We start from the raw sequence: 17,668 nt of genomic DNA on the forward strand, positions 1-17,668 counted from the left end.
TTGAGCGATGCCTTGAGTGCGGGCAAAAGCACGTTGCGACCCATCACAAGCCCCGGCCTGCGCGAGCAGCCGGGGCTTTTTGCATGGCTTCTTTTCTTTTGTCTTGATTCACATCAAGAAAGTACGGGTTTGAGTCGTTCTAAAGAAAAGCCAAATGTTAATAAGTTTGAAAATTGCGCCGCTTATTGATCAGTGATTACGAGTAATTTCTTTCTGATATGTAGGAATGTTCTTACCTGCGTGTAGGTAATCATTGATATGCAAGAAATATGGAATTTGAAACAATTAAAAACAAATTAGACTGTTTCTGAATTGTTTTTAGGTTAGTTCGGTTTTTAAAAGATATTTAGGTGCGCATGCTGCAGACAAATGATTCTCGGTATGTGTAAACGCTAAAACCAAATGGGTTGTGAAAACCTGAACGGAAAAGAGGGCAGTGCAATATATGAAGAACATCAAAATCTCCACGCGCATTCTGGGCACTTTCGGGATTCTGGTGGCGCTGCTGCTGGCCATGGTGGCTATGGCGCTGATGCAGTTCCGCTCCATGCAAGACAGCTCTGAAGTCATCACCGGCAAGGCTTTGCCCAGCGTGGAGGTCATTAACACCCTCAATACCGACCTGGTTCGGGCGCGATTGCTGGAGCTGCGACATGTCAACAACACCGATCCGGCCTATATCGCTGATATCGAAAAGCAGTTCGAGCAATTGCAGCACCGACTGGCCGAAGAAAAAAATATTTATGAACCTTTGATCGTTACGGATCAGGAACGTCAGCTGTATACACAGTTTTTAAGTGAGCGTGAGCGTTATGTGGCGTTGCACAACAAGCTGTTCGAGGTTTCTCGCAGCGGTGACAAAGAAAAAGCCAAGGAGCTGCTGGGTGCAGAGTCGCTGACGGTTTACAACGCGTCTTCGGAAACACTGAAAAAGCTGATCAAGTACAACAGCGATGCGGCCAAGAAAGAAACCAGCGCTGCGGTCAATGTGTATAGCCAGGCCGTCACCATGCTGATTGTTGCGGCCGTCATCGCTGTGCTGGTCGCCGTGATTGCCGGTATCTTGCTGGTGCGATCTATTCGTGCGCCGTTGCTGCAAGCCGTGCAAGCCGCAGATCGTGTGGCTAATGGCGACTTGAGCGGCGCCATTCATGTGGAACGCCAGGATGAAACCGGCCAGCTGCTCAATGCGCTGGAGCGTATGCAGAACAGCCTGGTGCAGACCGTGCGCAGCGTGCGCCAGAACGCGGAAGGCGTGGCATCGGCCAGCTCGCAGATTGCATCGGGCAATGCCGATCTTTCCAGTCGTACCGAAGAACAGGCCAGCGCGCTGGAAGAAACAGCGGCGTCTATGGAGCAACTAGGCTCCACCGTGCGACAGAATGCCGATAACGCCCGTGCAGCCAACCAGATGGCGGTGAATGCCTCGCAAGTGGCTGCCCAGGGCGGTGCGGTGGTGGCTGAAGTGGTTGAGACCATGAAGGGCATCAACAACAGTAGCCATCAGATTGCCGACATCATCTCGGTCATCGACTCCATCGCCTTCCAGACCAATATTCTGGCACTGAACGCTGCCGTGGAAGCCGCCCGCGCTGGTGAGCAAGGTCGTGGCTTTGCCGTGGTGGCCGGCGAGGTGCGCACGCTGGCCCAGCGCAGCGCCGAGGCCGCCAAGGAAATCAAGGGGCTGATTACGACCAGCGTGCAGCGCGTGGAGCAAGGCACCCAGTTGGTGGACAAGGCTGGCACCACCATGGCGGACATTGTTTCGGCCATTCGCCGTGTGACGGACTTGATGGCCGAGATCAGCGCCGCCAGCCAGGAACAAAGCCAGGGTGTGGCTCAGGTGGGCGAAGCGGTGACTCAGATGGATCAGACCACGCAGCAAAACGCCGCACTGGTCGAGGAAAGCGCTGCCGCCGCAGGTTCGCTGCGCAAGCAGGCGCAAGATTTGGTGCAGGCCGTGGCCGTGTTTCAGCTGCCCGCCAGTGCCATTTATGAGCAAGCCGCGAAGGTGACGGCGCGTGCGGCGGCTAGTTCTGCTGCTGCCTCGGCCAGTCACTCGCGCCTGGCGCCCACTCGCCGAGTGGGGGCTCGCCCTGCACCCATGCAAACCGCGCCCCAGTCTTTGATGGGCAGTGCGGCCACTGAATCGGCTCCCAATCGCAATCAGCGCAAGTCGTCTATGAATGAGGACGATTGGGAAACTTTCTGAATGTCTCTGAAGGTCTGAACTTTAAGGTCGCTGCAAGGCGACCTTTTTTTGTACTCGTGAGGTTCGACCTTGCCGGAAATCACACTTTGCGCAGAGGACTGTGTGTCTTGAGGTCTTGCACATAGTCGGCCATGCCTTCGCCTTCGCGCTGCAAAAAACGGGCAATGGCATCGGCAAAAGCCGGGTGGGACACCCAGTGGGCGCTGGGCGTTTCTATCGGCAGCAGGGCGCGGGCCATCTTGTGCTCACCCTGCGCGCCCCCTTCAAAGCGCGTAATGCCATTGGCAATACACCATTCAATGGGCTGGTAGTAGCAGGCTTCAAAGTGCAGGCTGTCCACGCGCTGCAGTGCGCCCCAGTAGCGGCCGTAGGCTACTCTGTTATTGATAGCTGCTTGCGCATTATCTGCATCGTTAATGGATGGGTTTGATGTTGAAGTTGTTGCACTACTGGCGCTGACAGCTATCAAACTTGAGGCAATGGCTTGGCCCTCGTGCTCGGCAATGAACATCACCCAGTTCTCAGGCATGGCGCCCGCCATGGCTTCAAAAAATGCGGGCAACAAATAGGGGGCGTTGCCATGCTCCAGATAAGTGCGCTCGTAGCAGCGGTAGAAAAAATTCCAGTCCTCCGTGCTGATGTCACGGCCTTCCAGAGCTCTGAAGCTCACGCCGGCGTCGCGCACCTTGCGGCGTTCTTGCCGGATTTTTTTGCGCTTTTCCTGATTGAGTGAGGCGAGGAAGTCGTCAAAGTCGCGCCAGGCAGTGGCTTCGTTGGAGGCGGTGTTTGTCGATTCTTCGCCAGCCCCTTCGCTGAGCGCGGGTACCTTGTTCGTCCAGTGAAACTGCACGGTGCTGCGCTGCATCCAGCTTGCTGCGGCGCAGGCAGCCAGGTCATCCGCATCGCCAAACAGCAGGTGCAGTGATGACAGTTGTAGTGACTCTGCCCATTCCTGTATGGCCTGCACCAGCGCCACGCGCAGCGCCTGCGTGCGCGCCAGCAGGCGCGAGCCGGGCGCGGGGGTGAAAGGCACGGCCAGCACGGCCTTGGGATAGTAGGGCAGGCCATGCTGCTCATAAGCGCGGGCCCAAGCAAAGTCAAACACATACTCGCCGTAAGAATGGGTCTTGATGTAGAGGGGGCAGGCGGCGAGTAATTCGCCTTGATCCCAGATGGTGATGACCCGGATGACCCAGCCCGTTTCAGGCGTGGCACTGCCGCTTTGTTCCATGGCGGCTAGGTATTCGTGGCGCATGAAAGGCGTGGGCGTGGACTGAGAGGCCAGCAGCGCATTCCAGTTTTGTGCGTCCAGCTGCTGCACGCTGGTGAGCACGCGAGTGATAATTGTGTTTTCGGCCATGCCCTGATTGTCGCGGGCGCCGGTAGCCTCACCGCCTAGCTTGCTTTTCATGACGCTTTCTATCTGCTGTGCCCAACGCAATTTTGTCGTGGGTGACCTCTCTGGCAATGTCCAGAAAATCATTGCCGCCGCTGCTGAAGCTTATGCCAACGGTGCCCGCCTGTTGCTCACTCCCGAGCTGGCTCTGTGCGGCTATGCGGCTGAAGACCTTTATTTACGCCCCGCATTCCTTGATGCCTGCGATGCCGCGCTGCTAGAGCTGCAGGCCGCCAGCGCCCAATGGCCGGGGCTGGTGCTGGTCATCGGTCACCCACAACGTGATGGGGAAAAACTGTTCAACGCCGCCAGCGTGCTGCGTGATGGTCAGCAGATTGCCCATTACTTTAAGCAGTTGCTGCCTAATTTTGGCGTGTTTGACGAGCAGCGCTACTTTGCCGCAGGCAATATGCCTTGCGTGGTGGATGTGGCTGGCATTCAGGTCGGTCTGCTGATTTGCGAAGACGCCTGGCATGTCGGCCCGGCCCAAGCTGCCGTGGCCGCTGGCGCGCAGCTGCTGGTGGTCATCAATGCATCGCCATTTCATAGCGGAAAACCCGCTGAGCGCGAGGCAGTGATTGAGCAACGTGCTATTGAAAATGTAGTGCCTGTTGTCTATTCCCACTTGGTGGGTGGGCAAGACGAGATTGTTTTTGACGGCTGCTCGTTTGCCGTAGAGGCCAATGGCCAACTGGCCGCACGCGCTGCGGCTTTTGAAGAAGACTTGCCGCTGGTGGCTGCCCATCTGGTGGACGGCCGTGTCAGTCTGATGGGCGCAGTCAAGCCCCCGCTTAGCCATCACCACGCTTTGTGGTCGGCGCTGGTGCTGGCCGTGCGCGACTATGTGGGCAAGAACCGCTTTCCTGGTGCGCTCATCGGCCTGTCGGGCGGTATGGATTCGGCGCTGGTGCTGTCTATTGCGGTGGACGCGCTGGGCGCGGACAAGGTGCGCACGGTGATGATGCCATCTCCCTATACCGCAGACATCAGCTGGCTGGATGCCCGTGAAATGTCTGAGCGTGTGGGCGTGCAGCACGAAGAGATTGATATTGCGCCGCAGTTCGAGGCCTTCAAGGCCGCGCTGGTCACTACATTTGCAGGCCGTGCTGAAGACACGACCGAAGAGAACCTGCAGGCGCGCATTCGCGGCACGTTGCTCATGGCTATGAGCAACAAGTTTGGCCATATGGTGCTGACCACGGGCAACAAGAGCGAAATGTCGACCGGCTATTGCACGCTGTATGGCGATATGGCTGGCGGCTTTGCTGTCATCAAGGATGTGCTCAAGACCGAAGTCTTTGCGCTGGCGCGCTGGCGCAATGCCCATGACCCGTTTGGCACGGGGCTCGATCCCATCCCCGATCGCATCATTACGCGCCCGCCCAGCGCCGAGTTGCGCCCGGACCAGAAAGATCAGGACAGCCTGCCTGACTACGAGGTGCTGGACGCCATCGTCACGCACTACATGGAAAATAATGAGAGCGTAAGCTCCATCGTAGCCAAGGGTTTTGCGTCCGCTGATGTGGAGCGCGTCACGCGTCTGATACAAATCAATGAACACAAGCGTCGCCAGGCACCCGTCGGCCCACGCGTGACGGTGCGCAGTTTTGGCAAAGACTGGCGCTACCCGATAACCAACAAATTTCGTGCCTGAGGCCAAGCCTCTGGCGCGTTGCCGATTTCAATCTATTGAGGAATAAGCCCCATGAAAATGATTACCGCCGTCATCAAGCCTTTCAAACTTGAGGAAGTGCGCGAGGCCTTGGCCGAGTGTGGGGTGAATGGTCTGACCGTGACAGAAGTCAAAGGTTTCGGCCGCCAGAAAGGCCATACCGAGCTGTACCGCGGTGCTGAGTACGTAGTGGACTTTCTGCCCAAAGTGAAGATTGAAGTTGTTGTGAAGGACGAAGATGTGGACCACTGCGTGGATGCCATCGTCAACGTGGCACGCACAGGCAAGATTGGTGACGGCAAGATCTTCATCACCCCCGTGGAGCGCGTGGTGCGCATTCGCACAGGCGAGCTGGACGACACCGCTGTCTAAGTCGTCATGCCGCGCACCCAGCAAAAAGCCAGACCTTGAGTCTGGCTTTTTTGTTCAGGGCCGTTAAAACGGACGCGAGCTAATCTGTCGCCCTCTTTGGGCAAGCGAGGGGTTAAATGACCGAACGCAGCGGCGGCGTATCCAGTCGATTGCCTGCGTTCTGCACCAGATTTTGCAGCAGCGCGTCTGTGTCAGAACTGGTCTCGATGAGCCCCATCTGCCACTCACCCATGAATTCGTTGCTGACGCAGGACTGCAGAAACTGCAGCATGGTGTCGTAGTAGCCATCCACGTTCAGGATGCCGATGGGCTTGTCGTGATAGCCCAGCTGGCGCCAGGTCCAGACTTCAAACAGCTCTTCAAAGGTGCCAATACCGCCGGGCAGGGCCACAAAGACATCGCTGCGCTCGGCCATCATGGCCTTGCGCTCGTGCATGTTCTTGACGACATGCAGCTCATCGCAGGCTTGATTGGCCAGTTCTTTATTGACCAAGGCCTGAGGAATGATGCCGATCACACGGCCGCCCGCCTGCTGCGTGGCTTCAGCAACCACGCCCATCAGGCCGCTGCGCCCGCCGCCATAAACAAGCTGACCGCCGCGCTCGCCAATCCAGCGGCCGACGGCCTTGGCGACTTCGGTAAATTGAGGGTTGGTGCCGGGGCGCGAGCCGCAGTACACGCAGATGGAGAAGGCTGGAGTAGTCATGCGATGAATCGGTGATAAATGGCGGCAGTCCAGACGGCGCCGCAAAGGCATAGCGACAATAAAACAGCGGCGCTGCCCATGTCTTTGGCTTTCTTGGACAGCTCATGCCACTCGGGGCCAATGCGGTCAATGGCGGCTTCAATGCCGGTGTTGAGCAGCTCGACGATGAGAACCAGTGTGACCGTTGCGGCCAGCAGGGCGACCTGCTCCCAGCTTGTGCCCAGCCAGAAGGCCGCAGGAATCATGACAAAAGCGCAGATGGCCTCTTGCTGAAAGGCTTTTTCGTACCAGCCTGCCTTGAGGCCCTCCAGCGAATAGGCGCCTGCATGCAGCACGCGAGAAAGGCCGGTGCGGCTTTTCTGGGGATTGACGGGGTCGGGTGTTGAGGAGGTCATGCGGAGCAATATCAGCGGATGCGTTTAGGGGCGGGGGCTTGATGCACCAGCTGGGTGCCAGCCCAGGCGTCATGCCAGAACTGTTTTTTAGGGTGAAAACGGCTGAGCAGGGCCCAGACCAGAATCCAGCCCAGCATCAGCACCAGTACTTCCTGAGGCGGAAGGCCAAAGGGGTAGAGCACAGCCAGAGGCGGCAACCACCACATCCAGCTGGCGGCATAGCGCAGCAGGGCGCGGGTCTGGGTCAAAGGGCTGCCTTGAGCATCAACCACGCGGATATGCCAGGTTTTCATGGCCAGGGTCTGGCCCTTGCTCCAGAACCAGACAAAGTAAATGCCCAGAACCACCATCATGAAAGCTTGCAGCAAGTGGCGGTTGTCGAGCGCATTGCGGGTTTGGGACAGCGTGCTGAACAGATAGCCTGCAATAAACACCACGCCAAACAGCAGCATGCCTTCATAAAGCCAGCAAGCCATTCTGCGGCGCAGGCTTGGAGCTATGAAATCAGGAGTATTTGAGGGTGTTGCGCTGCCATCATCAATCGAAATATCTTGCTGCATGAAGGCATTGTAGGTGGCGACTTGGCGACCTTGATGCTCTGATTGCAGCATTCAAGCTAGATCAGTGCGAGTCTTGAGCTGGCGCATCCAGCGGCGGCAGCGTGATGGGCGTGGCGCGTGGAATATCCACCGGCGCTGTTTCCACGATCACGGATGGAGTGCGCACAGGGTGCGTTTCCACCATTGCTGGTGTGGCAGGTACGGCTGGCGGAGGATGATGAATGGTAGCCGGAGGAATCTTGGGCAGATTCGGCACCGTATTGGGTGTGGCTGTAGCTGCAGGGATGCGCGCCAGCTTCTTGGGTGCCACTGGCTTGATGGCCGGTGCGGCTGTCACCACTTTGGGTGCGGCGCGGGAAGCAAGCAAACGCTTTTCTTCATCACTCAGGGCTTGATAAGCTTCCCACTGGGCCTGCTTGTCTGTCGCCAGTCGGTTAGTGATAGCAAAGTTCAGGCGAGCCTGATTGCGCTGCGCCGCGCTCAGGCTAGACCATGATTCCATACGGTCACGCAGTTTTTCCTGCTCGCGCTCGCTGAGCTTGTCAAAACCATCAGCCAGCGCAATCCAGCGGCGCTTTTGTACCGAGCCAACCATGGGCCAGCGTTCTTCCAGCGGCGAAAGTACTTGACGCTGATGGCTGCTGAGTTCCGCCCAGCGCGGGCCAGAGGCTTGTGCCGTGGCTCGCTGGCGCGTGGACGGGTCCACGTGCATGGTCTTGGATGCAGCCATGGTCGCAGGCGGCACAGCGCTTGGAGCGAGTCTGACTTGCTGCACCACATTCCATCCTGTCCAGGACAGAGCCATCAACAACACCGCCGCCATGACGGCGGCGGTGTTGTTAGGACTCAGGATGGAGCGCTTTTCAGTAGGCATCAATGCAGGGTGCGGCGGGCTGTTTAGTGTTCTGAGGTGGGGGCCGAAGTCTTGAGGTACTGAATAAAGCCCGGATCCGAGTATGCAGCGGGTGGCAAGTCGTCAGTCAGCAAAGCAGTATCGACTGCGGTGACTTCGCTCAGCATACTTTGTTCAGTGTCCGCGTTGTAAATCACCAGACCGGCAATCAGCGCCAACACAGGAATGGCAGAGATCAATGCACGCCACCAGCCAGCACCTTCATTGGGGCTGCCCATGGTCATGGTGCTGCCCTGGGAAGATGCTGCAGCGCTGGTTTGCGCGTGCAGCACTGTCGCTTCGCGGCGGCGTTCAGAGACGGCACGCTCGCGCGAAGCACGCAGGCGCTCGGTCACTTCGTAGGGTAACAAGGCCTCGCCTTCACTCAAACGGGCCGTGATATGACGGGCGAAGCGGTCGGCAGCCTGTTCTTGCAGGAATGTGGGCGCGGATTTCATAACTCGATTCCTTTGGCCTTGAGTGCCTTGCTCAATGTTTGGATGGCGCGGAAGCAATGTGTTTTAACACTACCTTCAGAGCAGCCCATGGCTGCAGCGGTCTCCGCAACATCCATCTCTTCCCAATAACGCATGAGGAATGCTTCGCGTTGACGCGTTGGAAGCTCTTGTATTTCTTTTTCGATACTTTGCAGTGTCTGCTTGCGCTCAGTGATGCTTTCCACATTGTGGGCGGCGGCCTCGTCGGCATTGGTGGCGTAGGTCTCCAGCCAGTCAAAGCCACCATCATCGTCTGACGACGATTCCAGATCACTGAAATGTGTGAACAGGGCTTTTTGCGTCTTCTGGCGCCTGAACCAGTCCAGCGTGCTGTTCGAGAGAATGCGCTGGAACAGCATGGGCAGCTCATTGATGGGCTTGTCCCCATAGTGCTGGGACAGCTTGAGCATGCTGTCCTGCACGATATCCAGGGCGGCCTCCTCATCGCGGACGTGAAAAAAGCTGCGCTTGAACGCGCGCTTTTCTACGCCTTTGAGGAATGCAGACAGTTCTTGTTCTGTGGCCAAGAGAGAGTAACCCTGGAAGAAATCGGGGGAGTGCCCGTGGGAAAGCTGTCGATTATCGCATCCACTGATGTTTTTTTGTGTAGTGCATTTGAAGGTCTTGTTGCAGTGCGATAATGTTCTCAACTTAAAGAAGCAAACGGATCACGGTCCGGCGTACACACAAACGCCCATGGCTTGTGGTCTTAAGTCCTAAACCGGCCTCACAAGGGCTTCAGGCTAAGGGCACCGAAGGTTTTTCGTTAGAGAAATTCACAAAGGTTGATCATGGAAATCTCCAAAGCCGAGCTGGCCTCTGCAGCCGCAGCATCGTCCCCCAAGGGCGCCCAGGAATTAATGGGCTCCGAAATCCTCATCAAGTCTCTTCAGGCTGAAGGTGTCAAGCACCTGTGGGGTTACCCAGGCGGGGCAGTTCTCTATATTTACGACGCGCTGTACAAGCAAGACAGCATTCAGCATGTGCTGGTGCGCCATGAGCAGGCGGCTGTGCATGCTGCCGATGGCTTTGCACGTGCAACCGGTGAAGTGGGCGTGGCGCTGGTGACATCCGGCCCCGGCCTGACCAATGCGGTTACCGGCATTGCTACAGCGTATACGGACTCCATCCCCATGGTGGTGGTGGCCGGTCAGACTTCGACCAACTACATTGGTACCGACGCCTTCCAGGAATGTGACACCGTGGGCATTACGCGTCCCATCGTCAAGCACAACTTCTTGGTCAAGGACGTTCGCGATCTGGCTGAGACCATGAAGAAGGCCTTCCACATCGCCCGCACTGGTCGTCCCGGCCCTGTGGTGGTGGATATTCCGAAAGACGTGTCCTTCAAGAAGGCGCTGTACACGGGCTATCCTGAAAAAGTGGAAATGCGCTCGTACAACCCCGTCAAAAAGGGTCATGCTGGTCAGATTCGCAAGGCACTGCAGCTGCTGCTGACGGCAAAGCGTCCCTATATCTATACCGGCGGCGGTGTGTTGCTGGGCAATGCAACGAATGAGCTGCGCACGCTGGTGGACATGCTGGGCTACCCCATTACCAGCACCTTGATGGGTCTGGGAGCATATCCAGCCAGCGACAAAAAATTCCTCGGCATGCTGGGCATGCACGGCACGATTGAAGCCAACAACGCTATGCAAAATAGCGATGTGCTGCTGGCTGTAGGTGCCCGCTTTGACGACCGCGTGATTGGCAACCCTAAGCACTTCATGTCGGTAGAGCGCAAGATCATCCATATCGACGTGGATCCCTCCTCCATCTCCAAGCGAGTGAAGGTGGATGTGCCTATCGTGGGCGATGTCAAGGATGTGCTGGTCGAGTTGATCGCCATGCTGCGCGAATCTGCTCAGTGCCCCGACGAAGGTGCTATGAGCCAGTGGTGGAGCAGCATCGAAGGCTGGCGCAGCCGCGATTGCCTGGCCTATGACATGTCCAACCCCGATGTGATCAAGCCCCAGTACGTAGTTGACACGCTGTGGAAGATGACCAAGGATGCCGACACTTACGTGACTTCTGACGTCGGCCAGCACCAGATGTGGGCTGCGCAGTACTATCGCTTTGACGAACCCCGTCGCTGGATTAACTCTGGCGGTCTGGGCACCATGGGTGTGGGTCTGCCTTACGCCATGGGTATCAAGCTGGCCAAGCCTGACTCTGAAGTGTTCTGTATCACGGGCGAAGGCTCGATTCAGATGAACATTCAGGAACTGGCCACCTGCAAGCAGTACAACACGCCCGTGGTGATCTGCGCGCTGAACAACCGCTTCCTGGGTATGGTGCGCCAGTGGCAGGAAATTGAGTACTCGGGCCGCTACTCAAGCAGCTACATGGACTCCCTGCCTGACTTTGTTAAGCTGGCTGAAGCCTATGGCCACCGAGGCCTGCTGATCGAAAAGCCTGCGGATGTGGAGGGCGCGCTGCGCGAGGCGCGTCGTATCGTGCGTGAAGAGAGCAAGACCGTCTTCCTCGACTTCCGCACCGATCCCACCGAAAACGTGTTCCCCATGGTGCAGGCTGGCCGTGGGATCACGGAAATGCTGCTGGGCGCCGACGATCTGTAATGCGTGAGCCGGTTTTGAATGAAACCGGCTTCTAGCCATTAACTATCAAGCGCAAGCAGCTATATTTTAAATAGCGTTTTTTGACGAATCTATTGCTCGCCGAGCTTGGCACTTACCGGTGTCAGGGGAGGGCGACGAAAAGAGGAATCTGGGTATGAAACACATTATTGCCGTCCTGCTCGAAAACGAGCCCGGAGCACTGTCGCGCGTCGTGGGCCTGTTCTCGGCCCGTGGCTACAACATCGAATCTCTGACTGTGGCGCCGACGGAAGACCCGTCACTGTCCCGCATGACCATACTGACCACCGGCTCAGATGATGTGATTGAGCAAATCACAAAGCACCTGAATCGCCTGATTGAAGTGGTTAAAGTGGTGGACCTGACAGAGGGTTCTTACACCGAGCGTGAGCTGATGATGGTCAAGGTGCGAGCTGTGGGCAAGGAGCGCGAAGAAATGAAGCGCATGGCCGACATCTTCCGTGGCCGCATCATTGACGTGACCGAAAAGAGCTACACCGTAGAGCTGACCGGTGACCAGTCCAAGAACGATGCCTTCCTGCAAGCAATTGACCGTACTGCCATTTTGGAGACAGTGCGTACAGGAGCCTCGGGCATTGGCCGCGGCGAGCGAATTCTGCGTGTCTAATTGACCCTTTTCGAACCTTTTCAAACCTTTTAAACCCCTCAAGATAAGAGACCTGGAGCCAACATGAAAGTTTTCTACGACAAAGACTGTGACCTGAGCCTGATCAAGGGCAAGACCGTTGCCATCATTGGTTACGGCAGCCAAGGCCACGCACATGCACAAAATCTGAACGACAGCGGCGTGAAGGTCGTGGTTGGTCTGCGCAAGGGTGGCGCTTCGTGGGACAAGGTTGGCAAGGCCGGCCTGACTGTCATGGAAGTCAACGAAGCTGTGAAGGCCGCTGACGTGGTCATGATGCTGTTGCCTGACGAAAACATCCCTGATGTTTACAACAACAACGTCGCTCCCAACATCAAGGCTGGCGCAGTGCTGGCTTTTGCCCACGGCTTTAACGTGCATTACAACCAGGTCGTGCCCCGCGCCGACGTGGACGTGATCATGGTCGCCCCCAAGGGCCCTGGCCACACCGTGCGCTCCGAGTACCTGAAGGGCGGCGGCGTTCCTTCCCTGATCGCCATCTACCAAGACAAGTCCGGCAAGGCCCGTGACGTCGCTCTGTCCTATGCCATGGCCAATGGCGGCGGCAAGGGCGGCATCATCGAAACCAACTTCAAGGAAGAAACCGAGACCGACCTGTTCGGCGAGCAAGCCGTTCTGTGCGGCGGCGCGGTGGAACTGGTGAAGATGGGCTTCGAAACCCTGACCGAAGCCGGTTACGCTCCCGAAATGGCTTACTTCGAGTGCCTGCATGAGCTCAAGCTCATCGTTGACCTGATGTACGAAGGCGGTATCGCCAACATGAACTACTCCATCTCGAACAACGCCGAGTATGGTGAGTACGTGACTGGTACTGAAGTCATCAACGACAAGTCCCGCGAAGCCATGCGCAACGCCCTGAAGCGCATCCAGAGCGGTGAATACGCCAAGATGTTCATCAGCGAAGGTCGCCTGAACTATCCATCGATGACTGCACGTCGTCGCCAGAACGCTGAGCACGCCATCGAGCAAGTGGGCGGCCAGCTGCGCGCCATGATGCCTTGGATCTCCAAGAACAAGCTGGTTGACCAAACCCGCAACTAATGCACGCGAGTCATTCGGCGAAAGCTGGATGACCTTGTGCCAGCAAGAGGCCACCGTTTAGGTGGCCTTTTTCATTCTGGGCGCAGTGTGTGCGGCGGGTACACTGGGGGCAGGGCATTGCTATGATGGTTTTGCTTGAAATACTATGGTTTTAATAGCTGCATGCGCATGACATGCAAGCACTGGAGGTCTGTTTAATGCAAAACAGCAATGATTCTGCCGACGCAGGCGGCGCTCAGCGCAAGATGCGCAAAGGCATTTATGTGCTGCCCAATTTGTTCACGCTGGCAGCGCTGTTTGGAGGTTTTTACTCCATCGTCATGGCCATGAACAACAAGTTCGAACTGGCGGCTGTGGGCGTTTTTTGCGCCATGGTGCTCGACAGTCTGGATGGTCGTGTGGCCCGCATGACACACACGCAAAGTGCCTTTGGTGAGCAGATGGATTCGCTCTCCGACATGGTTTCCTTTGGTGCGGCTCCCGCACTGATTGCCTATGAATGGGCGCTGCGTCCGCTGGGTCGCTGGGGCTGGCTGGCCGCTTTTGTGTACTGTGCGTGCGCTGCGCTGCGTCTGGCACGTTTCAATGTGAACACGGCGGTGGTCGATAAGCGTTACTTTCAGGGCATGCCTTCGCCTGCGGCGGCGGCCTTGGTAGCAGGTTTTATCTGGCTGACCAGTGCCTTGCTGGTGTCTCACCGCGATGTGCCAATTTTTGGCGATGTGATGTCCTGGTTTGGTGGCTACGCCACAGACCGCGCTGATCTGTCCTGGGTCATGTTTGCCATCACGCTGTTTGCGGGCCTGACCATGGTCACCAACATCCCTTACTACAGCTTCAAGGACATTGGCGGGGCCAAGAGCATGCCGTTTGTCTCTCTGGTGGTCGTGGCATTGCTGATGGCGCTGGTGAGCATCGAGCCTGCAACCATGCTGTTTCTGGTGTTCGTCGGCTACTCGATCTCTGGCTATGTGATCTACGTCTGGCGCCGCGCCAAGGGCGAGCATGTGAGCATTGTGTCCACATCAAAAGATGAGCCCGACGAGCGTGGGTTGCATGACGATTAATGCAGTCGCACAAAAAGTGCTGGCATTGTCAACTTTTCCTGTGTTAAAGTGATCCGCATGAAAAACCTGTCGCTAGCTCTACTACTAATGTCCATCGGGCAGGGAAAGTAGCGCGCGCGTACAAACACACCTACTTCACGGCCCGTAGCTTTAGCGACGGGCCGTTTTTGTTTTTGGGCGTCGCTGGAGCTGGGTTTAAATTCTTCTAATTCGACAAAAGAGACTCACCATGTTGCAAAACCCTTCCACCAAATACCGCGCTTTCGCCCCTGTTCGCTTGACTGACCGCACCTGGCCCGATGCGGTCATCACCAAGCCCCCGGTCTGGTGCAGCGTGGATTTGCGTGACGGCAATCAGGCCCTGATCGAGCCTATGGACATCGATCGCAAGGTGCAGATGTTTGAGCAACTGGTGAAGATTGGCTTCAAGGAAATTGAAGTGGGCTTCCCCTCCGCATCGCAGGTCGAGTTTGACTTCATGCGCAAGCTCATCGAAGAAAACCGCATTCCTGATGATGTGACAGTGCAAGTGCTGACACAGGCGCGTGAGCACCTGATCCGCCGCACCTTTGAAGCCTTGCAAGGCGCGCCCCGTGCGATTGTTCACCTCTACAACGCAACAGCCCCTGTGATGCGCCGTGTGGTGCTGAACATGAGCGAAGACGAGATTGTGGAGCTGGCTGCCACGAATGCCCAGATGTTCAAGGACATCGCTGCGCAGAACCCCGGCACAAAGTGGACCTTCCAGTACTCGCCTGAAATGTATTCAGATACCGAGCTGGAGTTCTCCAAGCGCGTGATTGATGCGGTGACTGATGTGTGGCAGCCCACACCCGAGAACAAGTGCATCATCAACTTGCCCACTACGGTGGAGCATTCCACCCCGAATATCTTTGCCGACATGGTGGAGTGGACGCACCGCAACATCAAGCGCCGCGACAGCGTGGTGATCTCGGTTCACCCCCACAACGATCGCGGCACGGGCACGGCGGCTGCCGAGCTGTCTTTGATGGCCGGTGCTGACCGTCTGGAAGGCTGTTTGTTCGGCAACGGTGAGCGCACAGGTAACCTCGACGTGGTGAACGTCGCCCTCAATATGTATATCCAGGGCGTGAACCCTGGTCTGGACTTCTCCAATATCGACGAAATCCGCGCAACGGTTGAGCATTGCAACCAGTTGCCCGTGCATCCTCGCCACCCTTACGTGGGTGACTTGGTCTACACCTCCTTCTCTGGCTCTCATCAGGACGCCATCAAGAAGGCATTCGCCGCTCACAAGGATGGCGATATCTGGGATATGCCTTATCTGCCTATCGACCCCAAGGATCTGGGACGTAGCTATGAGGCTGTGATTCGCGTCAACAGCCAGTCGGGCAAGGGCGGCATTGCCTATCTGCTCGAAAGCGAATATGGCTTGCAATTGCCCCGCCGCCTGCAGATCGAATTCAGCCAGGTGGTCCAGCGCGAGATGGATGCTAGCGGCAAGGAATTGTCTGCTGCGGCCCTGTGGGAGCTGTTCCAGCGCGAATATGGCGTCAACACCGTCAAGGCGCCTCAGTACCGCCTGAGTGAAGCCGATGGCGTGGTCAGCATGAGCGCCGAGATTGAAGTGGAAGGCCAGAAGTATTTTTTGGAAAGCGAAGGTACGGGCCCCATTGATGCCTTTGTGCAAGCCTTGTCGGCTGCTGTGGGCCGCAACGTGCGCGTGCTGAACTACTCTGAACACGCAATTGGCGAAGGTGCGAACGCCAAGGCCATTGCCTATGTCGAGCTGCGCATCGACGACAGCCAAGTTTGCTACGGTGTTGGGGTGGATGCCAATATCGTCTCTGCCTCACTTCGCGCCATTATTTCGGGAGTGCAACGTGTCCCGGTCGCCGCTGAAGAAGCGGTCGCTGCCTAAAAGACCTGTGAGCCGGTGCCGCCAAAAGCGCACCGGCTTTTTTATCGGCAATCCTCCAGTAAAAACCGGCGTTTATCCGCGCCACAACCCAGAGAGACCCCACCATGTCCGATCAGCTCATTATTTTTGACACCACCTTGCGTGACGGCGAGCAGTCGCCAGGTGCTTCGATGACGCGCGATGAAAAGCTGCGCATTGCCCGCCAGCTGGAACGTCTGAAGGTGGATGTGATCGAGGCAGGGTTTGCGGCCGCCTCCAATGGAGACTTTGAGTCGATCCAGACGATTGCCCGCAGCATCAAGGATTCCACCATCTGCTCACTTTCGCGTGCCAATGATCGCGATATTGCGCGGGCTGCCGAGGCGTTGAAGGATGCCAATCGTGGCCGCATCCACACCTTTATTGCGACCAGCCCGCTGCACATGGAAAAAAAGCTGCGCATGACACCCGAGCAGGTGCTGGAGCAGGCCAAGCAAGCCGTGCGTTTTGGGCGCAACCTGATGGATGACATCGAGTTCAGCGCCGAAGATGGCTACCGCAGTGAGCCCGATTTTTTGGCTCGGGTGATTGAAGCTGTCATCAACGAAGGTGCAACCACCATCAACGTGCCCGATACCGTGGGCTATGCCATTCCTGAGTTGTATGGCGAGTTCATCCGCAATCTGCGCGAGCGCGTGCCCAATAGTGACAAGGCTGTGTGGTCCGTGCACTGCCACAACGATCTGGGTATGGCTGTGGCCAATTCGCTGGCTGGTGTGAAGATTGGAGGCGCACGCCAGATTGAGTGCACTATCAATGGCCTGGGTGAGCGCGCAGGTAACTGCTCACTTGAAGAGGTCGTCATGGCCATCAAGACCCGCAAGGATTACTTTGGGCTGGATGTGAATATCGAGACCCAGCACATCGTGGCGGCCAGTCGTCTGGTCAGCCAGACCACAGGTTTTATCGTGCAGCCCAACAAGGCGGTGGTGGGTGCCAATGCGTTTGCTCATGCTTCTGGTATTCACCAGGATGGCGTGCTCAAGGCGCGTGACACCTATGAAATCATGCGGGCGGAAGATGTGGGCTGGGCTGCCAACAAAATCGTGCTGGGCAAGCTCAGCGGTCGCAACGCCTTCAAGCAGCGCCTGCAGGAGCTGGGTGTGGAGCTGGATAGCGAGGCCGCCATCAATCAGGCTTTCACACGCTTCAAGGAGCTGGCCGATCGCAAGAGCGAAATTTTTGATGAAGACATTCTGGCTCTGGTCAATGTCGATGGTGGTCAGGGCCAGGAAAGTCAGTTTCAGTTCATCTCGCTGGCCCAGCAAAGTGAAACAGGTGAGCGCCCACATGCGTCAGTTGTGTTCAGCAATGCGGGTCGGGAAGTCAAGGCTAGCTCTGAAGGCAATGGCCCGGTCGATGCCTCATTCAAGGCCATTGAGTCTGAGGTCAAGAGCGGAGCCGAGATGGTGCTCTATTCCGTCAATGCCATCAGCGGGTCTACCGAGAGCCAGGGCGAGGTAACGGTGCGTCTGCAACGCAATGGCCGGGTGGTCAATGGCGTGGGGGCAGACCCCGATATTGTGGTCGCTTCTGCCAAGGCTTATCTGAGTGCTTTGAACAAATTGCATAGCAATCATGAAGTTGTAGCAGCACAAGGTTGAGTGCAGGATTTATAATTTCACTCAGATTATCGAGAAAGTTGTGCAAGT

General features: G+C 56.9%; 16 protein-coding genes. 9 read left to right on the top strand and 7 right to left on the bottom strand.

Features of this window, described 5'->3' with window-relative positions:
* Window positions 1-445 precede the first annotated feature (445 nt).
* Entirely contained in the window at window positions 446-2,212 is a 1,767-nt protein-coding gene (locus RSF91_RS00620; RefSeq protein WP_332566600.1) for a methyl-accepting chemotaxis protein, read from the top strand.
* Window positions 2,213-2,291: 79 nt separating this feature from the next.
* Here RSF91_RS00620 and RSF91_RS00625 read toward each other — a convergent pair whose 3' ends face one another.
* Window positions 2,292-3,623 carry a GNAT family N-acetyltransferase gene (locus tag RSF91_RS00625; protein ID WP_332566601.1) on the bottom strand — a complete coding sequence of 444 codons (1,332 nt, stop codon included), beginning with the start codon at window positions 3,621-3,623 and terminating at the stop codon, window positions 2,292-2,294.
* Here RSF91_RS00625 and RSF91_RS00630 point away from each other — a divergent pair.
* Both RSF91_RS00630 and RSF91_RS00635 read left to right on the top strand, forming a co-directional pair.
* The gene (locus RSF91_RS00630) at window positions 3,622-5,262 is read left to right on the top strand and encodes an NAD+ synthase (protein WP_332566602.1); all 1,641 of its coding nucleotides are present in this window, start codon (window positions 3,622-3,624) and stop codon (window positions 5,260-5,262) included. The genes RSF91_RS00625 and RSF91_RS00630 overlap by 2 nt on opposite strands.
* 51 nt (window positions 5,263-5,313) lie before the next feature.
* Window positions 5,314-5,652: a P-II family nitrogen regulator gene (locus tag RSF91_RS00635; protein ID WP_332566603.1), complete on the top strand. Its 339-nt coding sequence runs from the start codon at window positions 5,314-5,316 to the stop codon at window positions 5,650-5,652.
* Window positions 5,653-5,764: 112 nt separating this feature from the next.
* Here RSF91_RS00635 and RSF91_RS00640 read toward each other — a convergent pair whose 3' ends face one another.
* The 6 genes from RSF91_RS00640 to RSF91_RS00665 form a co-directional block, all read right to left on the bottom strand.
* Entirely contained in the window at window positions 5,765-6,358 is a 594-nt protein-coding gene (locus RSF91_RS00640; RefSeq protein WP_332566604.1) for a TIGR00730 family Rossman fold protein, read from the bottom strand.
* A complete protein-coding gene (locus tag RSF91_RS00645; RefSeq protein ID WP_332566605.1) occupies window positions 6,355-6,753 on the bottom strand; it encodes a diacylglycerol kinase in 399 nt (132 codons plus the stop codon). The genes RSF91_RS00640 and RSF91_RS00645 overlap by 4 nt, the downstream gene beginning before the upstream one ends.
* Window positions 6,754-6,764: 11 nt before the next feature.
* Window positions 6,765-7,313: an RDD family protein gene (locus RSF91_RS00650; RefSeq protein ID WP_332566606.1), complete on the bottom strand. Its 549-nt coding sequence runs from the start codon at window positions 7,311-7,313 to the stop codon at window positions 6,765-6,767.
* 61 nt (window positions 7,314-7,374) lie between these two features.
* Entirely contained in the window at window positions 7,375-8,187 is an 813-nt protein-coding gene (locus RSF91_RS00655; protein WP_332566607.1) for a DUF3106 domain-containing protein, read from the bottom strand.
* A 23-nt stretch (window positions 8,188-8,210) separates the two neighbouring features.
* Window positions 8,211-8,663, bottom strand: a complete 453-nt coding sequence (locus RSF91_RS00660) for a DUF3619 family protein (RefSeq protein WP_332566608.1) — start codon at window positions 8,661-8,663, stop codon at window positions 8,211-8,213.
* Window positions 8,660-9,229, bottom strand: a complete 570-nt coding sequence (locus tag RSF91_RS00665; RefSeq protein ID WP_332566805.1) for an RNA polymerase sigma factor — start codon at window positions 9,227-9,229, stop codon at window positions 8,660-8,662. The genes RSF91_RS00660 and RSF91_RS00665 overlap by 4 nt, the downstream gene beginning before the upstream one ends.
* A 264-nt stretch (window positions 9,230-9,493) precedes the next feature.
* Between RSF91_RS00665 and RSF91_RS00670 the strand changes: the two genes are divergently transcribed.
* From RSF91_RS00670 to RSF91_RS00695, 6 genes are all read left to right on the top strand, one after another.
* On the top strand, window positions 9,494-11,281 hold the full coding sequence (locus tag RSF91_RS00670) for an acetolactate synthase 3 catalytic subunit (protein WP_332566609.1): 1,788 nt from the start codon (window positions 9,494-9,496) through the stop codon (window positions 11,279-11,281).
* 154 nt (window positions 11,282-11,435) lie between these two features.
* Window positions 11,436-11,927: an acetolactate synthase small subunit gene (gene ilvN, locus RSF91_RS00675; RefSeq protein WP_099737407.1), complete on the top strand. Its 492-nt coding sequence runs from the start codon at window positions 11,436-11,438 to the stop codon at window positions 11,925-11,927.
* Window positions 11,928-11,990: 63 nt separating this feature from the next.
* Complete coding sequence (ilvC, locus tag RSF91_RS00680) at window positions 11,991-13,007, top strand: ketol-acid reductoisomerase (protein ID WP_332566610.1); 1,017 nt, start codon at window positions 11,991-11,993, stop codon at window positions 13,005-13,007.
* 197 nt (window positions 13,008-13,204) lie between these two features.
* On the top strand, window positions 13,205-14,074 hold the full coding sequence (gene pssA / locus RSF91_RS00685; protein ID WP_198461732.1) for a CDP-diacylglycerol--serine O-phosphatidyltransferase: 870 nt from the start codon (window positions 13,205-13,207) through the stop codon (window positions 14,072-14,074).
* Window positions 14,075-14,303: 229 nt separating this feature from the next.
* Window positions 14,304-15,977 carry a 2-isopropylmalate synthase gene (gene leuA / locus RSF91_RS00690; protein WP_332566611.1) on the top strand — a complete coding sequence of 558 codons (1,674 nt, stop codon included), beginning with the start codon at window positions 14,304-14,306 and terminating at the stop codon, window positions 15,975-15,977.
* A 104-nt stretch (window positions 15,978-16,081) separates the two neighbouring features.
* Window positions 16,082-17,620, top strand: a complete 1,539-nt coding sequence (locus tag RSF91_RS00695) for a 2-isopropylmalate synthase (protein WP_332566612.1) — start codon at window positions 16,082-16,084, stop codon at window positions 17,618-17,620.
* Window positions 17,621-17,668 lie beyond the last annotated feature (48 nt).

Source organism: Comamonas sp. (assembly GCF_036643215.1).
In the GTDB taxonomy this organism is placed as follows: domain Bacteria; phylum Pseudomonadota; class Gammaproteobacteria; order Burkholderiales; family Burkholderiaceae_C; genus Comamonas.